26 protein-coding genes are annotated in these 24,451 nt (G+C 45.9%); 8 read left to right on the forward strand and 18 right to left on the reverse strand.

The features are described 5' to 3' along the window. The 5 genes from VGB26_10885 to VGB26_10905 all read right to left on the reverse strand — a co-directional run. Positions 1–305, reverse strand: a 305-nt coding sequence (locus VGB26_10885; protein ID HEX9758284.1) for a transposase, incomplete at its 3' end; no start/stop codon positions are given. A 466-nt stretch (positions 306–771) separates the two neighbouring features. Beyond that, the gene (locus VGB26_10890; GenBank protein HEX9758285.1) at positions 772–1,203 is read right to left on the reverse strand and encodes a hypothetical protein; all 432 of its coding nucleotides are present in this window, start codon (positions 1,201–1,203) and stop codon (positions 772–774) included. Between the two features lie 133 nt (positions 1,204–1,336). After that, positions 1,337–1,888: a hypothetical protein gene (locus tag VGB26_10895; GenBank protein ID HEX9758286.1), complete on the reverse strand. Its 552-nt coding sequence runs from the start codon at positions 1,886–1,888 to the stop codon at positions 1,337–1,339. Between the two features lie 153 nt (positions 1,889–2,041). Continuing rightward, entirely contained in the window at positions 2,042–2,239 is a 198-nt protein-coding gene (locus VGB26_10900; protein HEX9758287.1) for a hypothetical protein, read from the reverse strand. 362 nt (positions 2,240–2,601) lie between these two features. Next, entirely contained in the window at positions 2,602–2,886 is a 285-nt protein-coding gene (locus tag VGB26_10905) for a hypothetical protein (GenBank protein ID HEX9758288.1), read from the reverse strand. A gap of 422 nt (positions 2,887–3,308) precedes the next feature. Between VGB26_10905 and VGB26_10910 the strand changes: the two genes are divergently transcribed. Further along, positions 3,309–3,485 (forward strand): hypothetical protein, encoded by a 177-nt coding sequence (locus VGB26_10910; protein ID HEX9758289.1) that lies wholly within the window; start codon positions 3,309–3,311, stop codon positions 3,483–3,485. A gap of 130 nt (positions 3,486–3,615) precedes the next feature. On the opposite strand, the gene VGB26_10915 is transcribed toward VGB26_10910, so the two are convergent. The 5 genes from VGB26_10915 to VGB26_10935 all read right to left on the reverse strand — a co-directional run bounded on the left by VGB26_10915 (position 3,616) and on the right by VGB26_10935 (position 7,009). Further along, positions 3,616–4,116 carry a BCAM0308 family protein gene (locus VGB26_10915; protein HEX9758290.1) on the reverse strand — a complete coding sequence of 167 codons (501 nt, stop codon included), beginning with the start codon at positions 4,114–4,116 and terminating at the stop codon, positions 3,616–3,618. Positions 4,117–4,134: 18 nt separating this feature from the next. Continuing rightward, positions 4,135–4,785 (reverse strand): phosphoribosyltransferase family protein, encoded by a 651-nt coding sequence (locus tag VGB26_10920; GenBank protein HEX9758291.1) that lies wholly within the window; start codon positions 4,783–4,785, stop codon positions 4,135–4,137. Positions 4,786–4,831: 46 nt separating this feature from the next. Then, a complete protein-coding gene (locus VGB26_10925) occupies positions 4,832–5,368 on the reverse strand; it encodes an HPF/RaiA family ribosome-associated protein (protein HEX9758292.1) in 537 nt (178 codons plus the stop codon). 894 nt (positions 5,369–6,262) lie between these two features. Further along, complete coding sequence (locus tag VGB26_10930; GenBank protein ID HEX9758293.1) at positions 6,263–6,427, reverse strand: zinc ribbon domain-containing protein; 165 nt, start codon at positions 6,425–6,427, stop codon at positions 6,263–6,265. Positions 6,428–6,544: 117 nt separating this feature from the next. Beyond that, positions 6,545–7,009: a YbaK/EbsC family protein gene (locus VGB26_10935; GenBank protein ID HEX9758294.1), complete on the reverse strand. Its 465-nt coding sequence runs from the start codon at positions 7,007–7,009 to the stop codon at positions 6,545–6,547. Positions 7,010–7,336: 327 nt separating this feature from the next. Here VGB26_10935 and VGB26_10940 point away from each other — a divergent pair, with 327 nt between their 5' ends. From VGB26_10940 to VGB26_10955, 4 genes are read left to right on the forward strand one after another with little or no spacing between them, the layout of a single operon-like run. Beyond that, entirely contained in the window at positions 7,337–8,050 is a 714-nt protein-coding gene (locus VGB26_10940; GenBank protein ID HEX9758295.1) for a hypothetical protein, read from the forward strand. A gap of 11 nt (positions 8,051–8,061) precedes the next feature. Further along, complete coding sequence (locus VGB26_10945; GenBank protein HEX9758296.1) at positions 8,062–9,528, forward strand: RimK family protein; 1,467 nt, start codon at positions 8,062–8,064, stop codon at positions 9,526–9,528. Beyond that, complete coding sequence (locus VGB26_10950) at positions 9,521–10,771, forward strand: glutamate-cysteine ligase family protein (GenBank protein ID HEX9758297.1); 1,251 nt, start codon at positions 9,521–9,523, stop codon at positions 10,769–10,771. Before VGB26_10945 ends, VGB26_10950 begins: the two co-directional genes overlap by 8 nt. 5 nt (positions 10,772–10,776) lie before the next feature. Further along, entirely contained in the window at positions 10,777–11,481 is a 705-nt protein-coding gene (locus tag VGB26_10955) for an N-formylglutamate amidohydrolase (GenBank protein HEX9758298.1), read from the forward strand. 110 nt (positions 11,482–11,591) lie between these two features. On the opposite strand, the gene VGB26_10960 is transcribed toward VGB26_10955, so the two are convergent. The 7 genes from VGB26_10960 to VGB26_10990 form a co-directional block, all read right to left on the reverse strand. Beyond that, on the reverse strand, positions 11,592–13,022 hold the full coding sequence (locus VGB26_10960; GenBank protein HEX9758299.1) for an RtcB family protein: 1,431 nt from the start codon (positions 13,020–13,022) through the stop codon (positions 11,592–11,594). 24 nt (positions 13,023–13,046) lie between these two features. Then, positions 13,047–13,466 (reverse strand): archease, encoded by a 420-nt coding sequence (locus VGB26_10965; GenBank protein ID HEX9758300.1) that lies wholly within the window; start codon positions 13,464–13,466, stop codon positions 13,047–13,049. A 62-nt stretch (positions 13,467–13,528) separates the two neighbouring features. Then, on the reverse strand, positions 13,529–13,990 hold the full coding sequence (locus tag VGB26_10970) for a universal stress protein (protein ID HEX9758301.1): 462 nt from the start codon (positions 13,988–13,990) through the stop codon (positions 13,529–13,531). A gap of 117 nt (positions 13,991–14,107) precedes the next feature. Continuing rightward, positions 14,108–14,824, reverse strand: coding sequence for a VTT domain-containing protein (locus VGB26_10975; GenBank protein HEX9758302.1), 717 nt, complete (start codon positions 14,822–14,824; stop codon positions 14,108–14,110). Next, a complete protein-coding gene (locus VGB26_10980; protein HEX9758303.1) occupies positions 14,821–17,214 on the reverse strand; it encodes an endonuclease/exonuclease/phosphatase family protein in 2,394 nt (797 codons plus the stop codon). Before VGB26_10980 ends, VGB26_10975 begins: the two co-directional genes overlap by 4 nt. 16 nt (positions 17,215–17,230) lie before the next feature. Then, positions 17,231–18,499 carry a glycosyltransferase gene (locus VGB26_10985; GenBank protein HEX9758304.1) on the reverse strand — a complete coding sequence of 423 codons (1,269 nt, stop codon included), beginning with the start codon at positions 18,497–18,499 and terminating at the stop codon, positions 17,231–17,233. Beyond that, on the reverse strand, positions 18,496–20,757 hold the full coding sequence (locus tag VGB26_10990; protein ID HEX9758305.1) for a hypothetical protein: 2,262 nt from the start codon (positions 20,755–20,757) through the stop codon (positions 18,496–18,498). Before VGB26_10990 ends, VGB26_10985 begins: the two co-directional genes overlap by 4 nt. A 189-nt stretch (positions 20,758–20,946) precedes the next feature. Between VGB26_10990 and VGB26_10995 the strand changes: the two genes are divergently transcribed. From VGB26_10995 to VGB26_11005, 3 genes are all read left to right on the forward strand, one after another. Beyond that, positions 20,947–22,026, forward strand: coding sequence for an IS630 family transposase (locus VGB26_10995; GenBank protein ID HEX9758306.1), 1,080 nt, complete (start codon positions 20,947–20,949; stop codon positions 22,024–22,026). 820 nt (positions 22,027–22,846) lie between these two features. Continuing rightward, a complete protein-coding gene (locus VGB26_11000) occupies positions 22,847–23,320 on the forward strand; it encodes a hypothetical protein (protein ID HEX9758307.1) in 474 nt (157 codons plus the stop codon). Between the two features lie 21 nt (positions 23,321–23,341). Further along, complete coding sequence (locus tag VGB26_11005) at positions 23,342–23,680, forward strand: hypothetical protein (protein ID HEX9758308.1); 339 nt, start codon at positions 23,342–23,344, stop codon at positions 23,678–23,680. Between the two features lie 567 nt (positions 23,681–24,247). Here the strand turns inward: VGB26_11005 and VGB26_11010 are convergent. Then, a partial coding sequence (locus VGB26_11010) for a hypothetical protein (GenBank protein HEX9758309.1) occupies positions 24,248–24,451 on the reverse strand: 204 nt, incomplete at its 5' end.

Raw genomic sequence — 24,451 nt, forward strand, 5'->3', positions numbered from 1 at the left:
TACCTACCCCTGAACAGCGGACCATCCCGATGATGTCTCCTATTATAACGTTGGGTATACAACCCATCCAAGTGACGCATGATTCGCGATAGATTGGCTTGAGGGGTTTGAAGAAGAACGTGGTAATGATTTCCCATCAAACAATAGGCAAACACTTCAATGCCCCACATCTGATGGCATTCACCCAACAGGTTTAAAAACAATTCTCGGTCTACCCGATCAGTGAAAATTTTCTGATAGGCCAGACCCCGGTTCATGACGTGGTAATAGGCATCGGGATATTCGATTCGAAGTGGACGGAACATGAGCAGAGGCTACCATAATCCCCAAACATGACTCAAGACGAGATTTGACCCCTTTCTTGACCCCTTTCCGAATTAGTTGCGTCACATTATCGGCGCTTTTTGTTTTATGCTTTTTAAAATCGTGTAAAGCCTTCACTACGTCGCTAGAGTCATGGAATACTGCGAATGCAGAATTTAGGGCCTGAAAGAATTTAGCATTCGCTTCTGCATTGCCTCCGGGCGTCAAGCCATGCCGATTACCCATTATTTCTCTTAAGATCGATAATTTTTCTTTTCGGCGTTCGTGTCGTACATAGAAATACGTCGAAATACCGTAAGCAGCTAAGCCCGAAAAAAGCGACGAAGCAATCATCGGCCAAATCTGCGTCTCTGCTGTCATTCTTGCTCGATCTCCTTATTGCACATAACGTAGAGCTAACCGGCCGGCCGCATTTTGTGCGTCCGGTTGAGCGTTATGTTAGGCAAATCAGCGCGGAATTCTAATATTTTGCCGGTTCTTTTCAAACCAGTCTCCCCACGAATCCATCAGTGCCGACCCTTGTATTTCGTCGTAGGTTTTCCTGTTCATCCAGGCGCTGATTCTTAGCTCGATGCCTTTCTGAAAATACATCCGATAGTTACTCTTCAGTTCTGGATGAGCCATGTCTAATACATCGTCTCGCACAAGATTCGACTCACTCAAGGCACGTTGATACAAAGAAAGGATTTTCTCAAAATCCTGCCTTGGCATCACCCCAGGAACTCCTTTGTTCGAAGTCGAATGTGCCTCGATCACAAGGTCCAGCGATTTCAAGAAATGGTCGGCGTTTTCTTTCTCCTCTTGTGTCCATTTCTGATCACAAGATGCAACGCACACGACTATGAGCGAAAGAAATACGAACCGTAAAATCGCATTCATGCCCTTTCCTCTACTTGCATAACGCAAAAACTAACCCGCCGGGCACCGACGCCCCGAGCGGAGCGAGTGAGCGCCGCGGGCACCCAGTCGGGTTGAGTGTCGTGTTAGGCTTCTTTGCAATTCGAGCTGAGAATTAAATACCATTTTCTGGGACTTCCAATTTCCCAATAGACCTTAGAGCCTGCAACCATTCCTGGCTATATCGCACCATCATTTCGATATCATCAAAGAAGTTATCAGATTGGGTTGCTCCGAGTTCTTGGAGCATTTTGACTATTTGATCATCATAATGGCCGACCAATTTATTTCTAATCCCCGCATACTTCTCTATTCTGCTTGGACGAATGAGCTTCATTTCTTTAAGCTTATTTTCCATAAACTCAAGCATGCCACGGCTTTCAGCCAATTCACGAAGTTTTTTGTTGCCAACTTGAGAATACCAAAGGTTCGCCTCAAATAATTTCAAAATTATTGGGCCAAGCGACAATACCTTTGAAGTTCCAATTGTTGGATTAACGGTTAAATTATGAAATTCTCGGCAGACATCGTTATGGATGAGAGAAGCCATGAATTTTAGCGAGAGAAACTCGTAATGAAACCCAGTTACCCCATCCGATAAAAATTCATCTTTCGAACTTTCAAGAAACGCAGCCGACTTAATGTAAACATCTTTCATGTCCGTCAAGTTACAACTCCTATTGTAGAGCCTAACGTTAAAGGTGAGCGGTGCCGGCCACGAACCTAACGCGAATCGCCGCGATGTCCCACGGCGTCCACTCGACCGCTCAGATTCATAACTTTCTCCAAGAGAGCCTGCCGGTCCGTGATGGCTGAATTGTTAGGCATTTGGATCGCGCGACACCGACATGATGGAGGCGAACAGAAGAGGAACACCGATTACTCCAAAGAACAATGCTGCAAATGCATTATCTTCGTGGTTTGCGGCTTCCATAGCGTTAACCACGCTGAAGATCGTAAATACGATGCCCAGCGCCAACGGAATTGCAGCAAAGAAGTTTTTCATGAAAAGCTTCATTCTTTTACCTCTCGCTTTGTAAATCATCTACGTCTGACCGTAAATGATCTACGTCAGACCGTAAATCTTCGATTTCTGAAGCATGGTCGCTTGCCGTACTGGAAACATCTTCGACCGCACTTTCGAGATCTGATAGGCGCTCGAAAACCTGCGTAACTTTGTACGAGAGCGCAGTTAGTACAACAAGCGCAAGAATGGCAGATACGGCAAATGATCGCCGATTCAAGGTCGTCTCCATGAAATTCTTTATATGCCTAACGTTTGAGCTGTGGGGCGCAAGCGCGACAGCGCGCAGCGTCCCACACGAGCGAATTGTTATGTTGCATTAAGATTTAGCAACACATGGGAGTAACGATAAAATCCTAACCCACCCCAAGAGAGCAGCTTCCGTCACTCCGTAGCCAAACACCAATTCTCAAATTCTGAAAAGTACAATCACTCATCGTAATGCCACCCACCCTTAATGCATTACCGCTTGCGTCAACTAATTCTGGAGATGGCGCATCCTTGGCCTTCACAAAACAACCATCAGGTGTATAAAGCTCCGCATTTGTTCGAAAGGAATCCCCAGATTGATGGTGTATTTCGAACACTGTTCTTCCTGCCATAGTGCACACTGTAAGTTTTGGAAGTTGGCGTATTTCCAATCCTGCCTTCTTTCCATCTTCAGTTGCGAAAATTCGAGTACCTCTTACTTTTGCTAAGTAGGTACCATCTGAGTGATACACGGGTATTTCTGTCGTTATTCCTAGAGATTGCTCTCTAACCAATGAAATTAATGGAGTCTCGTCATACTGCAGAATGATAGGAACATTTATGAACTTATTCGTGGCAAAGATTACTGTCGGTGTCGATTGATATATCAGACTATCCATATCTTTCTCCGAGAATAGGTGACAAGTTCGCTAATTAGGTGTTGCAACATAACCATGTTATTAAGCGACAAATCGAGGATAGCAGAAATATGCTTTTTTTTAAATAATATTGACATAACTCATTAATATAATTAAAATCGCTTGTCGGTTAACACCTCAAATGGAAGGAATACACCTCTCGGTAAAAATGCCCTATGCTAACTATACCGCCTCCGACATTGACGCGCTATGTTGCACTCCTGGAAAAGCGGGCCGGTCCTTCCATTCAGCGCAATTTCTACCAGAAATGGCTGCGGTATTACCTGGATCTCTGCGCTAAATACCGCCTTTCCGAATCCACCAATTTTCCCAAGCGGTTTTTTTTCATTTAGCTGTTTGTGAAAGGCTTAAAAGGAGGGGAAATTGTATTAGTTAATAACCTAATAAGGTAAGGTTTGTTAAGACCATTTAAACAAAAAGAACCCCACCAAAAAAATTTTTTTTAGACCCAAGGGATTTTAATTAGCGTTTCCAGCTCACCCGGACAGAATATTCCCCCTCACCATAATGCAATTGAAGCTCCCCTTGATAGGCATGCTTAAGGGCCTCCCCGATCCGTCTAGGCAAATGAGTATCCGTCGTAGTGATCTGAACGCCACCCTCCTTTTCCTCAACCCCCATTAACCGACTCAGCGGATGATCTTTTTTGGCCAAGGCTTCTTCATTATGAACAAGGTTTAACAATTCATCCCTATGTTCATTAAAAAAGGCCCCGCCCACATGGAGAAATCCAGCAGGATATTTATCCTTCGTTCTATGACAAGCCGGACAAGTTGTTTCATGGAAATTTGGGGGCCGAAGTCCCCAAATCCACCGTCCTTTTTGAAACAAAGCACCACACTGCGGACAAAGAGTGGGCTCAACCATCTTTTGCCGGCTCTTGTAGGTGTCATGGACCCGCTCTTTAACCTCACGGTCCTTCCGAAACCCCATAAGCCCTGCTCCTTTGCTTTGCCCTTTCATAATTTCACCTCCCAACACTTATTGAGTTGCGCTTGATTTCGAAACCTTTCCTTGTAAAATAGCAATAACCTCATCATCTGAAACTTGAGAAAACTCCTCAAAAAATTGACCCACCGCCATAAAATCAGCTGGCACCTCCAAACAAACCGTATCATCCGCCAACTCCCGAATTACCTGAAGACTATCAAAGGGGGCGACCGCAGTTGCAGCAACCAGCTTTTTCGGATTCTTTACCCGCACAACGTGCAAAGCCGCAATCATGCTTGACCCTGTTGCAATACCATCGTCCACTATCACCACGATCCGGTTGGTGGGGGAAATGGGAGTGTGAATCGGTGTATACCGAGCACGTCGTTTACGCAACATTTCTATCTGGGCTTCTTTTTCTTTCAAAATATAAGAATGGGTGATGTCGATTCCCTGCATATTTTTATTCAAAAAAGTTTGCCCAGTTTCATCCACAGATCCGATGGCCAGTTCCGGTTGGAAAGGAGCCCGTAACTTATGAACCAATACAACATCCATTTCTCCCTCTAATGCATCCGAGATAATCCGTGCCATCGGAACAGCCCCTCGGGGAATGGCCAATATCAGCGGGTTTCTCCCTTTATATTCTTTCAGTTTCTCGGCGAGTTGATAAGCCGCCTCTTCTCTATTTTTAAAAATCATCGGATTCACCTTTTTTTTTCCAACCGCTCATCGCTGAAAGCTTTTTTTAGGATTTAATCGGAACCACCGTACTGGCCTGGGTGCCTTTCTCACCCTCTTCTTCGGAATATCGAACTTCGGTTCCAATATTCAAGTTCTCAAACCCACCATTTAGAACACTGTTTTTATGGAAATAAATCTCATACCCATCGGGGGTCTCTAAGAAACCATAGCCATCCTCAGAAAACAGCTTAATTACGCGGGCAATGGGAACCTCCTCATGGACCTTAACCTCCCCCCTTTTCTTGCGCAAATAATTTTGGAGCTGACGCCGTGCCGCATTAAAAGCATCCCGAATGGAAACATAAATATCTTCGTGGGGTTCTCGCTTGACTACGATCTCTTTACCCGGAACGGTAATATCGATTCGCGCATTATAAAGAACCCCTTGGTGCTTATGCCGGTGAGGGACTTCCATGGTCACGCGACACCCCACGATTTTGTCACAAAAAGACTCCAACTTCTCCACCCTTCTTCGAATGTCAGCTTCGGCGGCTTCTGAAAGAGAAAGATTTCGAACCGTAATCTGCAACGGAATTTTCATATGCTCTACCCCTTTCTTATCCTTTTAATAAAGAAATTCCTGTATATCATTCAATCAGAGTTATTCACTCTGAAACACCCCCTCCCCCCCTTCCTGATTCTTTTCAATTCACCCTTCTCTTCTCCACAATTGACCAATTTTATTTCTCTTCCTTCTACTGAATAAATAGAGCAAAATCCATGCTTGGTTTTCACTTTTCATTAACTAAAACTTTTTCTTTAATTTCAATATAATATGGAATTATTGGAAAAAATGTAAACGTATGATGAGGAGTGTCTTGAGGCATTTTGCTACTAAGAAAATCAAGGTTCGGGGCATGAAATAAAATGTGAAGAATAACCCAATAATAAAGGAAGATGTATTCTATTCCGCTTACCCCTAAAAAAAAAGCATTGTCCCGAAAGTTTTGCCTTCCTTTACCTTTTGGAGGTAGAACCCCCCATCGCTTCAATTTCCTTGAGAGGTTCCCTAAAACTTATCACGGCCTTTTCCTCAAAATCACCTACACCGCCTCCCCCAAAAAGAATCGGCCATCGATCCCCAGGCAATCTTCTGAACAATGCTTTTGACCGCATTGCCGCATTTTTAATATTAGACCTTAGGCTTACCACCAAGTGGGGATGCTTTTTTTTTCCACCCTCTTTCCTAGAAGGATGGAGAAGATCCCCTTTCTTTTTTTGTTCCCAAGGCTAATAAACCAACACCAACAACGCAGTCAAACTTAAATCCCACTCCGAATTCCCTTTCAATTTTATGTTATACCTTTCTACATCAATTGTCAAACCCCTCCTTTCATAACTACCTGAAAACAATAAGGACTAAGCGGTTTTTCCTGTTTTTTTTAATTGTCACCAAACCTTCTTTCATAAAATACATTTTCTCCTTTTCTGTTCCTCAGGTTTTATTTGAAGTCTTTACCGAAAATGGTGCAATAAGCTGTTTGGCCCGATTGCTCTGGCATGCCGGGCACCTTACTCCTTTCTGCTCCTTCTCGGACAGTGCAAGGGTCACGGTAAAAACATCTCCGCATTCGAGACAATGATAATCATACACTGGCACTTTTCACCCCCCTTTCCATCCCTCACTTGAATGAACACCCCTTCTTCCAAAACCACCCACTCCCTCTTCCCCCTAACTCGGCCAATCTCCTAAAATGTTTCGGCTGAGCCCTATTTTTTAATGCGTTGGTTTTGCAAAAGCACCAACTTTCGGATGAACAAGCCGTTCAAAATCCTTATACTTCATCCGGACAGTTTCCCGATGGTTTCCCGCATTGAAAACAATATCTTCGTTCTCAGCCAAGGTAGAATCGACCATTTCTTCAACATTAAAGAGATTTCCAAAGGGAGGCTCTGCTCCAACCTCACACCCTGGAAACAGGTCGGCAAATTCACGCTCGGTCTCCATTTCCACTTTTTCCCCCAAGGCTTTCTCCAAAAGGGAAAAATCAATACGAAAAGGCGCCGGCAAAACGGTCATCACGGGAACACCGTTTTTCTTCACCATTACCACTTTTGCCATTTGCTTCCCTGGTACATGCTGAAGAGCGGCAATTTCCTGGGCCGTATAAGCCAGTGAGTGGGTCAGGGATTGATACTTAATTTGATTTTGATCCAAAAGCCCTTCTAACTTTTTAAGCATGGTCATTTTCTGTCCCTCCTTTCATGCTCCCTCCCAATCTTCTATTAATCTAAGAGAGCAAGGATTGTGCCATACACCAGAACTAGACCTAATGCTTGAAATAATTAGATAAATTAATATTTATAAAAATGAATACCCCCCACAAGGTACTAAAATGCCACAGGGTTAATAAAACCAATGACTAGGTCCTGATTAAAGGTCTTTGAGCAGTCAGGAAAAACTCTTTCTTCCCTAGAGAAAGAATTCTTTTATCCCGGGATTTCTTGGTTTTTTCCTTCACCAATCCCACTTGCAAAACCATCTGTTTTTAGGATATTCTCACCGGCCATGGCTAAGCCAAAAACCAAGCAATTAGAGTTTGAGGTTCAACCCCAACCCAATGATTCCACCTGTGGTCCCACCTGCTTGCATGCGGTGTACCGCTATTACGGTGATAATATTTCCCTGAATCGGGTGATTTCCGAGGTTACCCCTCTTCCCGGGGGGGGAACCCTAGCGGTTTGGCTGGCCTGTCATGCCTTGCGCCGCGGTTTTGGAGCTCGGATCCATACCTATAACCTCCAAATTTTTGACCCCACCTGGTTCAGCCGTAAGGTAGACCTTCGTGCATGTTTAAAATCCCAGACCAAACGAAAAGACAACGAGAAGCTAGCCCTGGCCACGGAAGCCTATCTGGAGTTTCTTGACCTAGGGGGTGTTTTATCCTTTGGAGATTTGACGCCCAATCTCATCCGTGGATTTCTGAATAAACACCTTCCGATTCTTACTGGCTTAAGCGCCACGTATCTTTATGGCTGCGCCCGGGAATACCAGGACAATTACGACGATATCCGAGGTGAACCCACAGGCCATTTTGTGGTCCTTAGCGGTTTCGACCGAAGAAAGCGCCTCATCATGGTAGCCGACCCCCTACAAGATAATCCAGGGTTCGGATCTCAATATTACAGTGTGGGGATGGATCGATTGATCGGATCCATCCTCCTGGGAATCGTCACATACGACGCCAATTTGTTGGTGATCACGCCCAAATCTGAGAAATAAAGCCCTTCCCTATGAATGTACTCATCATTGTTGAAAACCCAAAACTTTGGTCTCTGAAGATCCCCGGAACGGAGGTCGTGCAAGCCCGGAATTACCTGACCGACCGTCGATTCGTTAATCTCAAAAGGGCAAGGGTTTTTAATCTTTGCCGGACCTACGGGTACCAAACCGTCGGCTACTATGTTTCACTGCTGGCGGCTGCCCGGGGCCACAAACCGCTTCCCTCTGTGACTACCATTCAGGACCTTCGTCTATCTCCCTTGGTCCGGATTGTATCCGAAGACCTCGAAGATCGCCTTCAAAAAGTCCTTGCACCGATTAAATCGAAACGATTTGAACTCAGCATTTATTTTGGTCGTAATATGGCAAAAAGGTATGACCGTTTGTGTCAAACCCTTTTCAATCATTTTTCCGCCCCCCTTCTTCGGGCGGAGTTTGTCCGTGTAGATCAGTGGCGACTGAACAGCTTGAGGCCCATTGCAGTGGGAGATGTTCCTGAATCCCATCGGGAATTCCTGATTGGTCAAGCCCAACGTTTTTTTGCACGGCCTGTCCTATCGGATCGAAAACGACCCCGGTACGATATGGCCATCCTTTTCGATCCTGAAGAAATTGATTCCCCCTCAGATGACCGGGCCATTAAGCGGTTCATCCGGGCAGCAAAAAAGTTTAACATGAGCGTTTCCATTATCGGAAAGGAAGATTTCGGGCGAATTCCTGAATTTGATGCGCTTTTTATTCGCCAAACTACCTATGTCAACCATTTTACCTATCGGTTTGCAAGCCGCGCCGAGGCGGAAGGTTTGGTCGTCATCGATGATCCTGAATCGATTGTCCGCTGCACCAACAAGGTCTATCAGGCGGAACTTTTCGATCGAAACGAAATCCCTTGTCCTCGGACACTTGTGGTCCACTGGGATATCGTCCATGATGTGGGAAAACATCTGGGTTTTCCCTGCGTCCTGAAACGTCCGGACAGCTCCTTTTCCGCAGGGGTGGTAAAGGCCAAAGACCAAAATGAGCTCAATCAAAAACTTGAGACATTTTTTGAAAAATCGGAGCTGGTGGTGGCACAAGAATATGCCCCTTCAACGTTCGATTGGCGGGTCGGGGTGTTAGATGGAAAACCCCTTTATCTTTCCAAATATTACATGGCATCCGGACACTGGCAGATTCAAAAAACCTATGACTCCACCGTCCGTCGCCACGGCCGGGTAGAAACCCTGGCAGTGGAAGATGGCCCCCCGGAGTTGGTTAAACTCGGGGTGCGTGCGGCAAACCTGATCGGACGAGGCCTCTATGGGGTAGACATCAAAGAAGTGAATGGGAGGTACCTGGTCATGGAGGTAAACGACAATCCCAGTATTGATGCGGGATATGAAGATGCGGTGCTCAAAGAGGAACTCTATATGGCCATCATGCGGACCTTCTACGAACGGTTAACCCATAATGAAGACCGGAAAAGAAACCGTGACTAAGCGAACACCTCTTCATCTTTTTGATGCCATCGGTATTGAACTGGAATATATGATTGTGGATACGGAAACACTCTCGGTCCGTCCCATCGCAGACGAACTGCTGAAACAGGTCGGCGGGGGTATTAACATGGAAGTGGAACTCGGAACGATTGCCTGGTCCAACGAGCTGGCCCTTCACGTCATTGAACTTAAAACCAATGGCCCGACCCCTACCTTGGCGGAATTGGGTCCCGTTTTTCATGAACATGTTCAGAGAATCAATCACCTCCTTGCCCCCATGAGGGCCAACCTCCTTCCTACGGGGATGCATCCATGGATGGAACCCCACCAAGAGCTCCAACTCTGGCCACATGAAGATTCCGTTATTTACCAAACCTTCAACCGTATTTTTAACTGTAAAGGCCACGGATGGGCCAACCTCCAAAGCATGCATATTAATCTCCCTTTTGAAGGAGATGAGGAGTTTGGGCGACTTCACGCCGCGATTCGTTTGATCCTGCCGATCCTCCCGGCTATCTCTGCCAGTTCCCCTATTGCGGATGGAAAACCAACGGGGTTTCTGGACACAAGACTTCAGGTCTATCGGCACAATGCCGTTGCGGTTCCCTCTGTGATGGGACAGGTCATACCGGAAAAAATTTTTTCCCGCAGCGAATATGAAGGAAAACTCCTCAAAAACCTATACAACGATTTAGCCCCGCTCGATCCGGAGGGTGTGTTGCAATATGAATGGGTCAATGCCCGGGGATGCATCGCACGTTTCGACCGTATGGCCATCGAGATCCGTTTGATCGACGTTCAGGAATGCCCCCAGGCCGATATTGCGGTTGCAGCGGCAGCCATTGAGATTATTCGGGCCCTGGTAGAAGAGCGGTGGTGTGGTCTGGAAACTCAAAAAGGTTGGGACGAGCATGAATTGGCGGGCCTGCTTTTGGATGGCATTCGTTACGCGGATGATGCGGTGATTGACAACCGCCGTTACCTAGAAGCACTGGGGTTCAAAGGAGGGAAAAAAGTTAAAGCCCGGGAACTTTGGGAACATCTGTTGGAAAAGTTGGTCTTTCCTATTTCCCAATTTGACGAATGGAAACCGATTTTACGGGTAATTTTACAGGAGGGGTGTTTGGCGCGTCGGATAACAAAGGCCCTGGATCCACAACCGTCTCATGACCATCTGCAACAGGTTTATCGCCGTTTGGGGAACTGTTTGGCTCAAGGAAAATTGTTTCGGGCTGAAGGATGAGAATAATGGGCGTGATTCTCACCTGTGAACATGGCGGAAACCAACTACCCGCGAAGTACAAAGGATATTTTAAAACCGCAAAGGCGCAAACCAGTCTTGAAACCCATAGGGGCTATGATCCCGGGGCCCTTACGGTAGCTAAAGCCCTAGCCACTGGTTTTCATTTCCCCCTGTATGCCAACACCGTGACTCGGCTTCTGGTTGATCTGAACAGATCGGTGGGTCACCCAAAATTATTCTCTGAGTTTACAAGGGATCTTCATCCTGCTGAACGGCAACAACTGTTAAATTCTTTCTATTATCCCCATCGACAGAAAATAGAAGAAAAAATCGAAACAATGATTCGCCGGAAAGGAACAACACTCCATCTCGCCATTCACAGCTTCACCCCTCGATTTCAAGGAACAATCCGCACCGCCGATATCGGCCTGCTTTATGATCCAACCCGTCAAATTGAAAAACAGATCTGCCTTCGGTGGAAGAACATCCTAAAGGTCCTGACCCCAACCCTTCGGATCAGACAAAATTATCCCTACCGAGGAAACGCCGATGGTCTGACCACTGGTCTGCGCCGCTTGTTTCCGGAACATAACTATCTGGGAATTGAAATCGAAATGAACCAGGCCTTGTTGGCCCCAAGTCTCTCCGCTCGGAAAAAGATGGCCTCCCTCCTCTATCGGAGTTTTCGGTTATTAAAGGTGTGTCCTTAGGAGGTTACCCGGCAGTTGACGAGGGATGGATCATAGAGTGTATTCTTTTGAGACTATTATTTCAATTCCTCTCAGACTTTGTGGTGGGCCTCAGCTTTGAAGAAGGGCATCTATCCTTTGACACAAATGATTGGATGAAGTTTTGCAACTTTTTTGGAGAGACCGGCCTTTTCAGCGGCATCCGCAACCGCATTCACATCTTTATAAGCCCCCGGCGCTTCTTCAGCAACCCCCCTGTGAGAAGCACTTCGAATGAGGATTCCTTTTTGGGCCAACTGGTCTATGACTTCCCGTCCTTTCCATTGCCGGGTAGCCTGGTGTCGACTCATGCTTCGCCCCGCTCCATGGCAGGCCGAACCAAAGGAAAGATCTTTATTTTCATTCGTTCCCGCCAAAACAAATGAGGCCGTTCCCATGGTTCCACCGATTAAAACCGGTTGTCCACTGAGGTGAAACCGAACCGGAATATCCGGGTGCCCCGGTCCAAAAGCGCGGGTTGCCCCTTTTCGGTGAACAAATAATTTTTTTGGATGACCATGGATAATGTGTTCTTCCTGCTTGCAGGTATTATGGGAAACGTCATAAAGTAAATCCAAACGCACACCAGGTAATACCGCGTCAATGGCCTCCCTCACCAAATGGGTAATGATTTGCCGATTGGCCAAGGCACAGTTCATTGCTGAACGCATGGCCCCCAAATACTCTTGCCCAAGCGGTGATTGGATGGGCGCACAGGCCAACTCTCGGTCAGGCAGTTCAATCCCAAAACTTCCTGCGGAAATAGCCATTTTCTTCAAGAATTCAGTGCCGATTTGGTGGCCCAATCCCCGGGAACCACAATGAATGCTGATTAAAATATCCCCCTGTTCAAAACCAAAGATCGATGAAATTTTTGGATCAAAAACCTCTACAACCTCCTGAACCTCAAGATAGTGATTTCCTGACCCCAGCGTCCCCATCTCATTTTTTTGCCGTTTTTTAGCCTGGTTGGATACCCTTTGAGGATGGGCCCCCTTCATCCTTCCGTTTTCTTCAATCCATTGGAGATCTTCAAAAAACCCGTAACCCTGCTCCACCGCCCATTGGGCTCCCCCGAGAAGCATTTCATCCATTTGTTTTGAATTGAGGTGTATTTTTCCAACACTCCCTAAACCCGCCGGAACTCCTCGGAAAAGCTCATCCGCCAATTGGGGCTTCACCTTTTCAATATCATCCCGTTTTAATCCGGTGCGTAAAGCACGCACACCACAGGAGATATCAAACCCCACCCCCCCTGCGGAAATCACACCACCTTCAATAGGGTCAAAGGCCGCAACACCCCCGATGGGAAAGCCATAACCCCAATGGGCATCTGGCATGGCATAGGAGGCTTTTTGGATTCCAGGTAAGGTTGCCACATTGACCACCTGCTCAAAAACCTTTTGGTCCATCTTTTCAATGAGGTCCTTTTGGGCGTAGATAATTCCCGGAACACGCATTTTTCCAAACGGGTTGATCCACCATTCGGTTTCAGATTTCTGTTTAAACTGATTAATATTCACTTCTTCACCCCGTTCAACCTATTTTCAAACATCCACCACACATTGGGCCACCCAAAACCCGTCTGAACTTTGCTTGACCCCCAATGCGGTAAACGTCGCTCCTTTGACCTCCACAGCGGGTTGATGTTTTTCAACATTGATGGTTTCTCCCCATATATCGGCCTCAAACCTGTGACCCCGCATTTTTAATTTAAAATCACTAAATAACATTTTTCGGGTAGCCATTTCAAATATGAGTTGATTCAACCACTCCGCCAAACACAGATCATCATCGGGTCCTTCCCCGGAGAGGTGAATCATTTCCTTGGGGCACACTGTACCGAGATCGGTGATCACCGATGTTAATGCTTTCGCGGCTTCTTCAAATGCTTCTTCCTTGGAAGCACCGATCCCCCGGACTCCCATGTCCGCTTCATGGGGAAAATGTTCCCAATGATTTTTCATTCGAGTTTTTTCCTTGTCAGTGATCACTCCACCCATTCCGGTATTATCGGACCAAGGACATTTTATTTCTTTAATCCTTTGGGTTTAACCGTTAGAACGGGGCAAGGTGCTTTCCGCACTACCATTTCGGTAACGCTTCCCGTCATAAAATGAGCCAAACCCGTTCTTCCATGGGTTCCCATCACAATCAGATCGGCGGGAATCTCCTCCGCGGCTTTGACGATTTCGAAAAAAGGGATTCCCACCTTAAAAACGGTCTTAACCTTTTTCACCTGGGATTCTACTTCTTTTGCCATGACGTTCAATTGCTTCAAAGCCTGATCCTGAACATCGGTTAACCACTCGGTCACCTGGGGCGTCATGGGGACAGAAGGCTCAGAGGGAACAATCAAAGGTTCCTGGTAAACATGGAGCAAATAAATCCCCGAACCCAAATCGTTTGCTAATTGAATCCCATAATCCACCGCTTCCTGAGACTGAGGTGAAAAATCAGTTGGAATCAACATATTCCCGATGTTGGACATTTCTTCCCTCCAATTGTTTAAATTAAATTTTTTTCAAAACCATAGGGAATCTATAACGCCATGTTGATCCACTCAAAAACAATACAAAATATAAAATCCATAATTTTTCCAGAGGTTTCAAGCCATCATACGCTTTCGAATCCGATACACGGCGAAAAAAGTTACCGAATAAACCAAGACCATAAGCCCTACCTCCCAACGAAAAAAGGAGATTAAGGTCCCCTCCAAAAAAGCATCACGAAGAATTCCCACAGAAAGTGCGGTGGCCAAACAATGGGGAAAAATGCCCAGAAGCGTGCCAAAAAAACTTTCTGAAAAAGAAATTGGCAATAAGGAGGCGGAATAGTTCACCACCGATGCGGGAAACAACATCAGCCTAGCATAAAAGACAACCAAAAGTCCTTTCCCCTCCGCAAATTGTATGAGGGGTTTTGGAATGTTGACCTGAACCTTTTTGAAAATCTGCCAATGAGATCCTGCCCATCGGGTAACCGAAAACATTGACGCTTCGGCCACCATATTTCCCGCCAAGATCGCTGCAAAACCCAACCATGGCCCGAAAAGAGCAGGAGCGATAACGGACAGAGCGGTTGCGGAAGAAAATAAGAATGACCCCAATACAAAAAGAGGGATATACAACAAGACCCCTTTCCAACCCAAATTTCCGATATATTCCCGAAGAGGCTCAAAGGTAATTAACCCATACCCGATCGATATGATACCCATCAAAAAGAAAAAAGAAACAAAAAGAATGGCTTTATGAACAGAAGCTCCATCTAAATCTCCCTTCCTTTCCTGGAAAGCATTTATTTTTTCCGTTGAACCTTTGATCATGGCAATTCCAAATCTACAATGAGTGGAAGATGATCAGAAGCCACCCGGGTTAACTCCGTTCTGGGAACCTCGGCCGACCGTATCATTATAGATGAATCCAGAAAAATATGATCAATTCGGCCCAATGGGTAACGCCCGAACCAGGTTTTCTTGGGTTGGTGACCCTCTAAAACGGTTTGAGCATCGGAAAGATTCTCCGTGATTTTTCGCCAAACCGGAGAACCCGGTAAGGCATTGAAATCCCCACATAAGATCCTAGGAGACGTGCAGGCGGGATGACCAACCCAATCCGGCCCAAGTATCGCTTCTGTTTGGATAAGCCGTTCCCGGCGAACCAATCCCAAATGGGTGTTGATGACCTGCAAAGGAGAACTGTTTTCATCCAATGAAATAGAAACCCATAAGGCCCCCCGGGGCTCCAAAAGTGGATTCCCCTGAATTCCCGGAAGGCCCTTTGCACGAATTAATTTCATTGGAAAACGGGTTAAGATGGCATCTCCATACTGTTCTTCCTCAAGCTGTATGGCGGGGTGAAAATGAAAATCCATTTCCAAAGCGTGAGCAATGGTATGAGCTTGGTCAATTTCCCCCGTTCGGAGACGTCCCGCATCCAACTCCTGGAGGGCAACAATGTCAGGATCGTATTGCGCAATCACTTTTGCAATACGATCCGGCAAAAGCCTCCCATCCATTCCCCGGCAGGTATGGACATTATAGGTCATTAAACGGATCAATTTTTGTGGTTTTTTCTTTTGCCGCTGTCGAGGAAATTTGAATTCGGATGAAGAACGGCCCAAGAATATTATTACCCCTTTTCGTAAGTCCATTGGACGGAGAAAAACCCGTTCCGGTTGAATAACCGGAGAAGTGGGGGGTATTAGAGCAAAGGCAAATGTTTCTTGATTCCCTGGACCTGCATGACCACCATTTTCAGAAGGAAAACTAATGGGCCTCCCCTGTTTCCTCCACCCGGAAATGACAAACTCTCCGGAATCGGGATGATGACACAGTCGAATGAGATCTTCGGTAACCTCCCTCAAAAAAGGATGGTCATCACCTAAAACCTTCTTTGCATCCTGGGGCAAAATAAATTGACCCTCTTTCATCCAGGCATGGGCGATACCCTCTATCCCCGCAACCAAAACCAAGGGAATTTTTGCCTCTTCCACGAGTTGTTTTGCTATTTTATGTTGCTCACCCAAACGGATATGTTCTCTTGGATAAACATGGCCTAGGGGACCCATTGCAGTGACCAATGAGGTATCAGCATCTCCCTCTTGAAACTGCCCCAACTTTACAGCGAACCATCTTGCCCAAGCGCCCCCCAACCATTCTATCCGTTTGAGTTGAATTCCCCCCTCATTATGAGTTTTCCCTTCATCTGAGTCTAATCGACTATCCATTACCTCTTGCACCGCTTTCTGGACCGATTTTCCATTTTCAACCTCGAATGGAATGGTCCATTCCTGACCGTGATCCGAATAGATCCATATTTCATAATTCCTTCTTGGGGAATTTCGGGCAGATTTCCAAACCCTACAAATCGCATCATCAATTCCTTTTAAAGTCCAATGGGCAAATGCTGAAGAAGGCCCCCTCCGATGGGCTTGTTCATCGTATCCCAAATAGTTGAGGTGAATGATCGGTAAACCCCTAACGGTGTCAAAGGTTGCACCTATTGTGACAAGCTCACGAAGCAAAATACAGATAGCAACACGCGTGGGAACAAATTTAAGCTCCTTCCAAAGGTCCTGTCCTGCAATAAGCCCCCGAAAAAAATCCCCGATAGACAAAACAGACTCCAGAAGAAGCAACGCCCCCACCCGAGCAAAACTCCAAAAATGGGTTATGAGGATAATCAGAAGCATCAACGGATGGCTATTCCGAAGGGTATTCCATCCCAAGGTAGCAGGGCAAAAATGACTTTCATGCGCTCCTCCCGAGAAAAGATCCAAATAAGCACTCCCATTTTCTAATAACCCAGGGCCCTTCTTTTCCATCAGGCCCTGTATATAAGAAACCGCTTTTGGATCAAACATACGAATTAACTCGTTGGTCTTTTTATGTTTAAAACTAAAGGCAGGAACCACACCCTTGATGCCATAGAAAAATTCACCCTGAAAACCTGGGGTATTGCTGGGAAGCCCGGAATACATTGATTTCAAGATATATCCTTGCTTTTTAATTAAACTTTCTAAAAAAGGCATCTTTCCATTTTGAAGGGCTTTTTCTAGCTGTGGTCGAGAAAGACCGTCAATCTGGACCAAAACCAATCCAGGTTTAGATTCTTCTCCAACCATTTTCGTTAACCCTAGAAGACGAACGATCCACTCACTTCGGATCAACCATCTTCTAATTCGATTGAGAAAGGTTTCAATTCTTCCAATCATAAAACTTTCCTGGACCTTAACCCTTCTGACTCAAGGCAATGCGTGCAGCATGGGCCCGGTTATTCCAAACTTCCCACTCGGCTTCAATGACATGCATGGCGGATTGCCACAGGCTTCCCTCCAACTTTTTATGAACACGGCCTTTGTCTATTAGGCTTTCGTATAAACCCAATGTTTTCTTTGCCGTCTCCCCGATGGAAAATTGCTGTGCGGTTCTCCGTGCCTCTTCTTGAAAATTTTTTCTTTTTTCCTGAGAGAGACCTTTTATTTCCCCAAGCGCATCCGAAAACAGACGAATATCTTCCTTGGGAAGTAAGCGCCCATTGGCCCCATCTCTCAGGACTTCCCTCACGCCCGGAGCATCCACTGCCACCACGGGGATACCCGCCCCCAGGGCTTCAGTCAGAACCATTCCTTGGGTTTCGGTCTTAGAAGTAAATGCAAAACTATCCATCGCATGATAGGCATCCACTAAATCTTTGGCCTGCAACACACCAAACAGATGCACCCGTTGACTTAAATTCCGGCTTTCAAAAAATCTTTGAATGTCTATTTTAGAAGGACCGGTCCCAGCTATAATAAAATGTGCCTGGTCATATTTGCTCAAAAAATCAGCCACACTTTTAGAAAGAAAATCAAGGTTTTTTTCAGGGGCCAACCTTCCCACATGACCCACGACAAACGCTTCTGGGGGAATCTTGTTTAACCGCCGGAACCTTTCCCCCTCTCCCTGCCGAAACCGTTCCACATGGACCCCGGTGGGAATTACAGCAATGGGCGTTTTTACCCCTCTTTCCTTTAAAGTCGCTGCAATACTATCACTGGGAGCAATGACGGCATCACAAAGATTGGCAAAACCCGTGGACAACTCAATGACAAATCGCTTTAGGGTGGGAGAATCTCCCGGAACATAATGGGTATATTGCTCATACATGGTATGATGCGTAAATATAAGGGGAACATCACGAACCGCCGCAATCCGGAGGGCGGTATCTCCCAGCAGAAAGGGATGATGTGCATGAACAATATCGGGGTGATACCTTTCTAAAGAAGGGAATAAAAAACTGGGGATCGGCAGTCGAACAGAAAAATCGCTCCCATTAAAATGCTGAATGGCCGGAACGCGAATGACCCCCAGCTCTTTTTTGGGAGCGCCTTCAAAAAAAGGGGCCACCACCCAAACACAATGGCCCCACCGCCGGAATTCGGAAGTAAATGCTTCTACCGAACGGGCCACTCCTCCCACATGAGGAGAAAATGTATTGGTCGCCATTAAAATATTCACAAGACCCGCTCCCTTTTTATTTCTAAATGGTTTTCACCCACAGAACATTGTACAGGACCAAACCCCGGAAGATGAACCTCAATGGACGGCTCTTCTTTTTTCCATACCCCTTCCCAGTCAATTTGAATCTTGTCTTCCATGGGGTGAATCTGAATAGAAAATGGGCCAAAGGAAGTTAAGGTTTTTCTTAAATAAATAGGGACCCTTTGATCCAGCCACTGCCGGGGAATTCCAGCCCCCAGTATGAGACGTTCCTGCTCCTCCCTCACAAAACAATTTCTCATCATGAGGACCCACTCCGCCGAAGCCCACACATGTTGCCCATCCCCCATGCACCCTCCCCCCGTCCAAGGATGAATGGCCTCAGGCCATTGCCCAGTCGGTGAAGCACAATCCGCAACGCTTTGAACCAAATTAAAAAACCTTAAATCGCCGGCCCTTAGGAGAACTTGGGCCACATGAAGCGTTAAATAAGGATTTATCCCTGAATGAATCATATCCTGGAAAAAACCCCCTTTTACAAAACAATGTTCCAGCAGAAATTCCACCGTTTCCAAAATACGGGGATCATTTCCCGGCCAAAGCTGTAAAGGATAACTAGGAACCATGGATCCGATGGCTCCTGCATCCATCCGGCGATAAGGAGAGGCGGGAATTCCTTTTCGCTTCCTTCGAGAACGGGTTTTTTCAAGGCCCTTTTCAATGGCATCCATATAGAATTTGGCCTCTTCCCGAAACCAATGGGCTTCTTTTTTCTCCCCAACCCATTCCATGACCTCCCCTGCGACATTCAACCCTGCGCTGGCCCAAAAATTATCCCAGTAGTAATAATCATTTGGCCCCAGATGTTCCGCACTAAAACCCGCCGGTAACAAGCCCGCGTGAGGGTCTTTCAAACCATCGGACGTTCGTTTCCGGATCAACCATTTTGCACCCCGAACCATAGATTGAACCCAGGAATCTTTAAGGTAACCCCCGGTCAACTTGAAAAAACGGTGAAAAATCCAAAGTGCTTCCCCATTGGAATCCCATTCTCCTTTCTGGGAGAGAAAATATCCGGCATGGGTCTGGCGGTTAGGAAAACGGTCTAAAACACCTTCGGCACGATCCACCAATCCCACCACCAACATGGCATGAAGAATAAATGCCGCATCCCGGTACCAAAACCTTTTATACGTATAGGGGCCCGGGAAAACATCCCCGGGAGAATGCAAAATTAAAGTGCGCAAAGCCGCTTCAAACAGAAACTGAAATTTTTTGTCCGGAACCTGCATTTGGCAACAACCCTGAAGGGCCACTTCCCAAACGTTATACAGGGAATTGTTTTTCCTTCCAGGGTGGCTTTTGTAAACCCCCAACGGGATTCGAACGGTAATCTCTCTGGTTTGGTGGGGTTCGAGATTGAAAATCGCAGCCCCTGTCGCCATTCCCACATCACAACGAACCCTCGATTTAGAGGGAAAGGAATCAAGTTCCCCAAAAACATCCCCGGTAAAATAATCCGAACACTGATGGCCTTCCGGGGGAAGATTAAACTCGACTCTTTGATGACCATCGATGACCCATGCCTGCTGATCGGATTCCAGCAAAATCTCATGAATAAAACTGACTCCCTCTGGATTATAGGGCCGAAGGGAAATCACCAAACGGGACCGAGCATCAGCCTGGACCTGGTAACGTACCCTGCAGTCCAGAAAATCGCCTTCTAAAAAGACTTCCGCTTCGGTGAAAAGGAAAAGGCCTTTCTCCTTTGATTCGGTAATTACCTTCAAACCCTTTTCGAATGATAACCGCTGGGTAACGGTAGATAATCGGGAAGGAACCAGGGATCGTCCATCTTGAGCCATGACCCAGCCATCTAAAGACCACCCATCCCAAAAAGGGGTTACCAATCCTCGCGGATCAATGATCGGAAAATCGGAATAACCGGGAAAACCCACCGCTGTCCAATTCCGGTGAGTCAGATTCACGTGAGTCACAGAAAAAGCGCGTGGAATAAAGGAATGGTCCTTGGGATTAAATTGACGCTCAACCCAAAAAGGCCAGACCCAATCCAAATTGTGCTGGATGGCACGGGTGTTAATTAGGCCCCTTGCGTGAAACAGAACCCCCGCACGAAGGAGCTCAATGGGCTCAGTGACTTCAGAAGGCTGGGCAAAACGGTGAAGGCGGGATTGAATCCAAATGGGATCTAAAAACCCATGAGAACGGGCCACTTTCCGAATAAGATATCTCCAGGGTAACCATTTGAGCCACAAATCCGTATACCCCCTTCTAAATGAGGAGAAAAAAACATTGGGTATTTTTGCTCTGCAAAAAACGCGACGCTTTTGACTGACAGATGAAGCGACTTGTTAGGTTTATTTTAATTTGGCATCTGCTGTTCCTAGTGTAGTGTTTCATATATAAATTGACATTTAAAGATCGATTTTATATGCTTATTGACGATGAACATAGCCGAACGTATTGTTTTGTCGCCCCAGGAACAGTTGACCATCCAGCGGTGGGCTCAAGGGAAAAGTTTTCCCATGCGTCTCGTGCAAAGAGCCCGTATCATCCAGATGGCGGCCAACGGAGATTTCAGTCACGAAATAGCCCGCCGCATGGGGATTTCCCGTCCCACTGTTCAACTTTGGCGGGAACGCTTTTTGTCTCTGCGGTGTGCTGGATTGGAAAAAAATGCTCCTCGTCCAGGACGAATACCAACCATTCCCGAACAAAAAATACAGGCTGTGGTCGAGGCGACTCTCCATACGAAACCTGTCAACGCAACCCATTGGAGCACGCGGAGTATGGCCCAGTCCCAGGGGTTGAGCCCCGTGGCCATTCACCGGATTTGGAAACAGCACAATCTCAAGCCACACCTGATCAAGACTTTCAAGCTCAGCCGCGACAAGCACTTCCTGGCGAAGCTCACCGACGTTGTCGGGCTCTATTTGAATCCTCCGGACAAGGCCCTGGTCTTGTGCGTCGACGAGAAAAGTCAAATCCAAGCCCTCGACCGCACTCAGCCCGGTCTCCCGTTGAAGAAGGGTCGCTGTGGGACCATGACGCACGATTACAAGCGCAATGGCACTACCACGCTGTTTGCAGCGCTGAGCATGCTCGATGGCAAGGTGATCGGCGACTGCATGCCACGCCATCGGCACCAGGAATTTATCCGATTCCTCAAGAAGATCGACAGCGAAACTCCACCGGAACTCACCCTCCATCTCATCGTGGATAACTACGGGACCCACAAGCATCCCCGTGTCAAATCCTGGATTCGACGTCACCCGCGCTTTCATCTCCATTTTATTCCCACTTCGAGTTCTTGGCTGAATATGGTCGAACGGTGGTTTCGCGAGATCACCGACAAACGTATTCGTCGCGGAATTTTCCGAAGCGTACCCGAGCTGATTGCCGCTATCGAAGAGTACTTGAAGAATCACAACCAGAACCCCAAAGTGTTCGTATGGACCGCGTCAGTGGATCGCATCATGACAAAAATCGCCAAATGTAAAGAAGCGTTGGAAACACTACACTAGTGATAATCCGGTTGAGTTGATTTCCAAGGTTTTCTTGATTCATCAAAAATGTCACCTTCCAATGAACATTTCAAATTCGAAAAATTTTGCTCTAATTTTTTTAAAAAGTCAATTGACTCCAAAGGCTTAAGATATGACTTCTTCCCAATGGCCGGAGTGGTCGGGGGAGTTGGGGAGGCGGTAGGGGAGCTGGAAGCGGTTGGGGACGTGCCTCCATAATATGGGGGTGTCCCAGGTTCTATCCCTTTTGACGGCGAAGGGGTAGGACTTTCTTATATGATGTTCGCGGAAGGGACCTTTCCAGATAGTGGCATCCAACGGATCGATTAAAATTATATTGGAAAATAGGTGCCTCCAGTATTATAGTAAAATATTTTCATGTTATTGTCGGGATGGTCCGTATCATAAAATTGACGTTTCAACCAATCCTTGTAGAGGTTCATCCCGACAATGTAATATTCAACGAAAAATTCATCTAATTCGGTTGCGATTTAGAAAGGTAAAATGATATTTAAAAGGCACCGACAATAAGATTAAATTTAATGGTTTTTCACGGCTAGGATTATTAATCGGACTTTTTCCGCTTTTTACCTCCGCAGGAAAATATAAGTGGAACAACATAATTTTCCGAATGAGACGTTCTCTACTGCAATGATTTTCGAAAAAACGACTTCAATATAACAGAAGGAGAATCCCTGCGGGATATCAAACTATAAATTTCGAAATAAGTACACCTCCCTCCAAGAAATGCCACGTATTTTGTAATTGATGTTGGGATGGGGAGGAGCGATTCATAAGGCAATGCGTTGAAAACAATGCCATGGGTGAAATAGCATTAAATATACTTACGGGAATAGTCATCGCGGCTGTCAGCGCATGGATCACTGTTCAGCTTTCACTAAAGCGTTTCCGTAAGGAGAAATGGTGGGAAAGAAAGGCTGATGCCTACGTAAGAGTAATAGAGGCTTTACACCACGTTAAAAACTTTCCAGATCGGTTATTTGATGCTGGGTCATCGGGCCAAAATTTACCAGAAGAAAAAGAAAAGGAATTAATTAAACATGCGGAGAAAGCTGAAAATGAAATTCAAAAAGCGTTGGATATCGGTGCAATCTTGCTTTCTAAGGAGGCCATCATTCGACTAAAACATTATAAAAAAGACCTTGATGATGCTTTGTCACAGGATCCCCAAAGGCAAAACTATTATGAATTTCAATTAACGGTGTTGGAAAATTCGAAAAAATGTCTTGAAGATATTATTAAAATCTCGAAAAAAGATCTCAAAACTAATTAGAAAAAATAGAAAACCAATACGATGAATAAAAAAGGAATCGAAAAGTTAATCGGTAGACCAATTAAGATTCGTCCGAAGGTAAAACGTGTTCATGGTAATGGAACCGAACTCTCATTCATGGATTACGATTGGTATGTGGAACTGGTGTCCTCATCAAAAGGGATCATTCGCCTTTCTAATCCCGCAACAGGACATTCCAAGGACCTCGGAATGGATAATTTTTACGAATTCCGAACCCCTAACTTCCTAATCCTCAAGTGTCAACTTACGCTTAAAGGCTATGCAGTTTTAGTTGAACCTTCTATTGATCCCCGTATGCAGTTATCGCGCCCGAAACGCAGATCCGGTAAACACTGGTAGTTATTCTTTATGGTCTTTTAGTTTCTAAATTGACTTACAATATCTTGCAGGGTGGATAACTCTAAATTTAGGTTGCAGTCATTTTTTAAATCAATCTCATAAGGTATTATTTGCAGAGGCTGTATTAGAATTTTTTCCGATTGACTCAAAAGTTGAGCTTTCTGACCTAGGAATTTTTCCCATTTTGCACTTTATAAAAGGTCTTCAAACGGGTTTTCTTCTTTTTAATAAGGATTTAAACGCTTGCGTCACAAAATTTTAAACTCTTAGTTTATCTCAAACCAAACGATAATTTTTTACGGATCTACAACCTTTTTCTCAAACCAAATTCCTTTCTTTTTTCTTTTAAAATCCCCGAACATCCCGAATAATTCCACATCTTCCCGTTTTTCCCGCCTCCTTATCCTCTCTCAAAGAAAGGAAAGGAAAGGGAAAGGGGTCAGGAAAGGAAAGGGGTCAGAAAGGAAAGGGGTCAAATCTCGTCTTGGCTCAACCTTCGAAAACCTTTTTAATTGCCCCGTATTTTTGGGTCGAAAGGAAAGGAAAGGGGTCAAATCTCGTCTTGGCTCAACCTTCGAGAACCTTTTTAATTGCCCCGTATTTTTTGAGCACCTTTCCTCCTTTCTCTAACTCCTTCCTCATCCTTCTAATTGTACTACTTACCCCTGAATATCCTCCCAGTTTAAATTCCTTTGCGATTTCCCCTTGCCTCATCCCCCCTATCCACCGGCACACATACATCCCCATCGCCCTCGGTTCGTTTCTCTCCCC

The organism is Nitrospiria bacterium, from assembly GCA_036397255.1.
Taxonomy (GTDB): domain Bacteria; phylum Nitrospirota; class Nitrospiria; order DASWJH01; family DASWJH01; genus DASWJH01.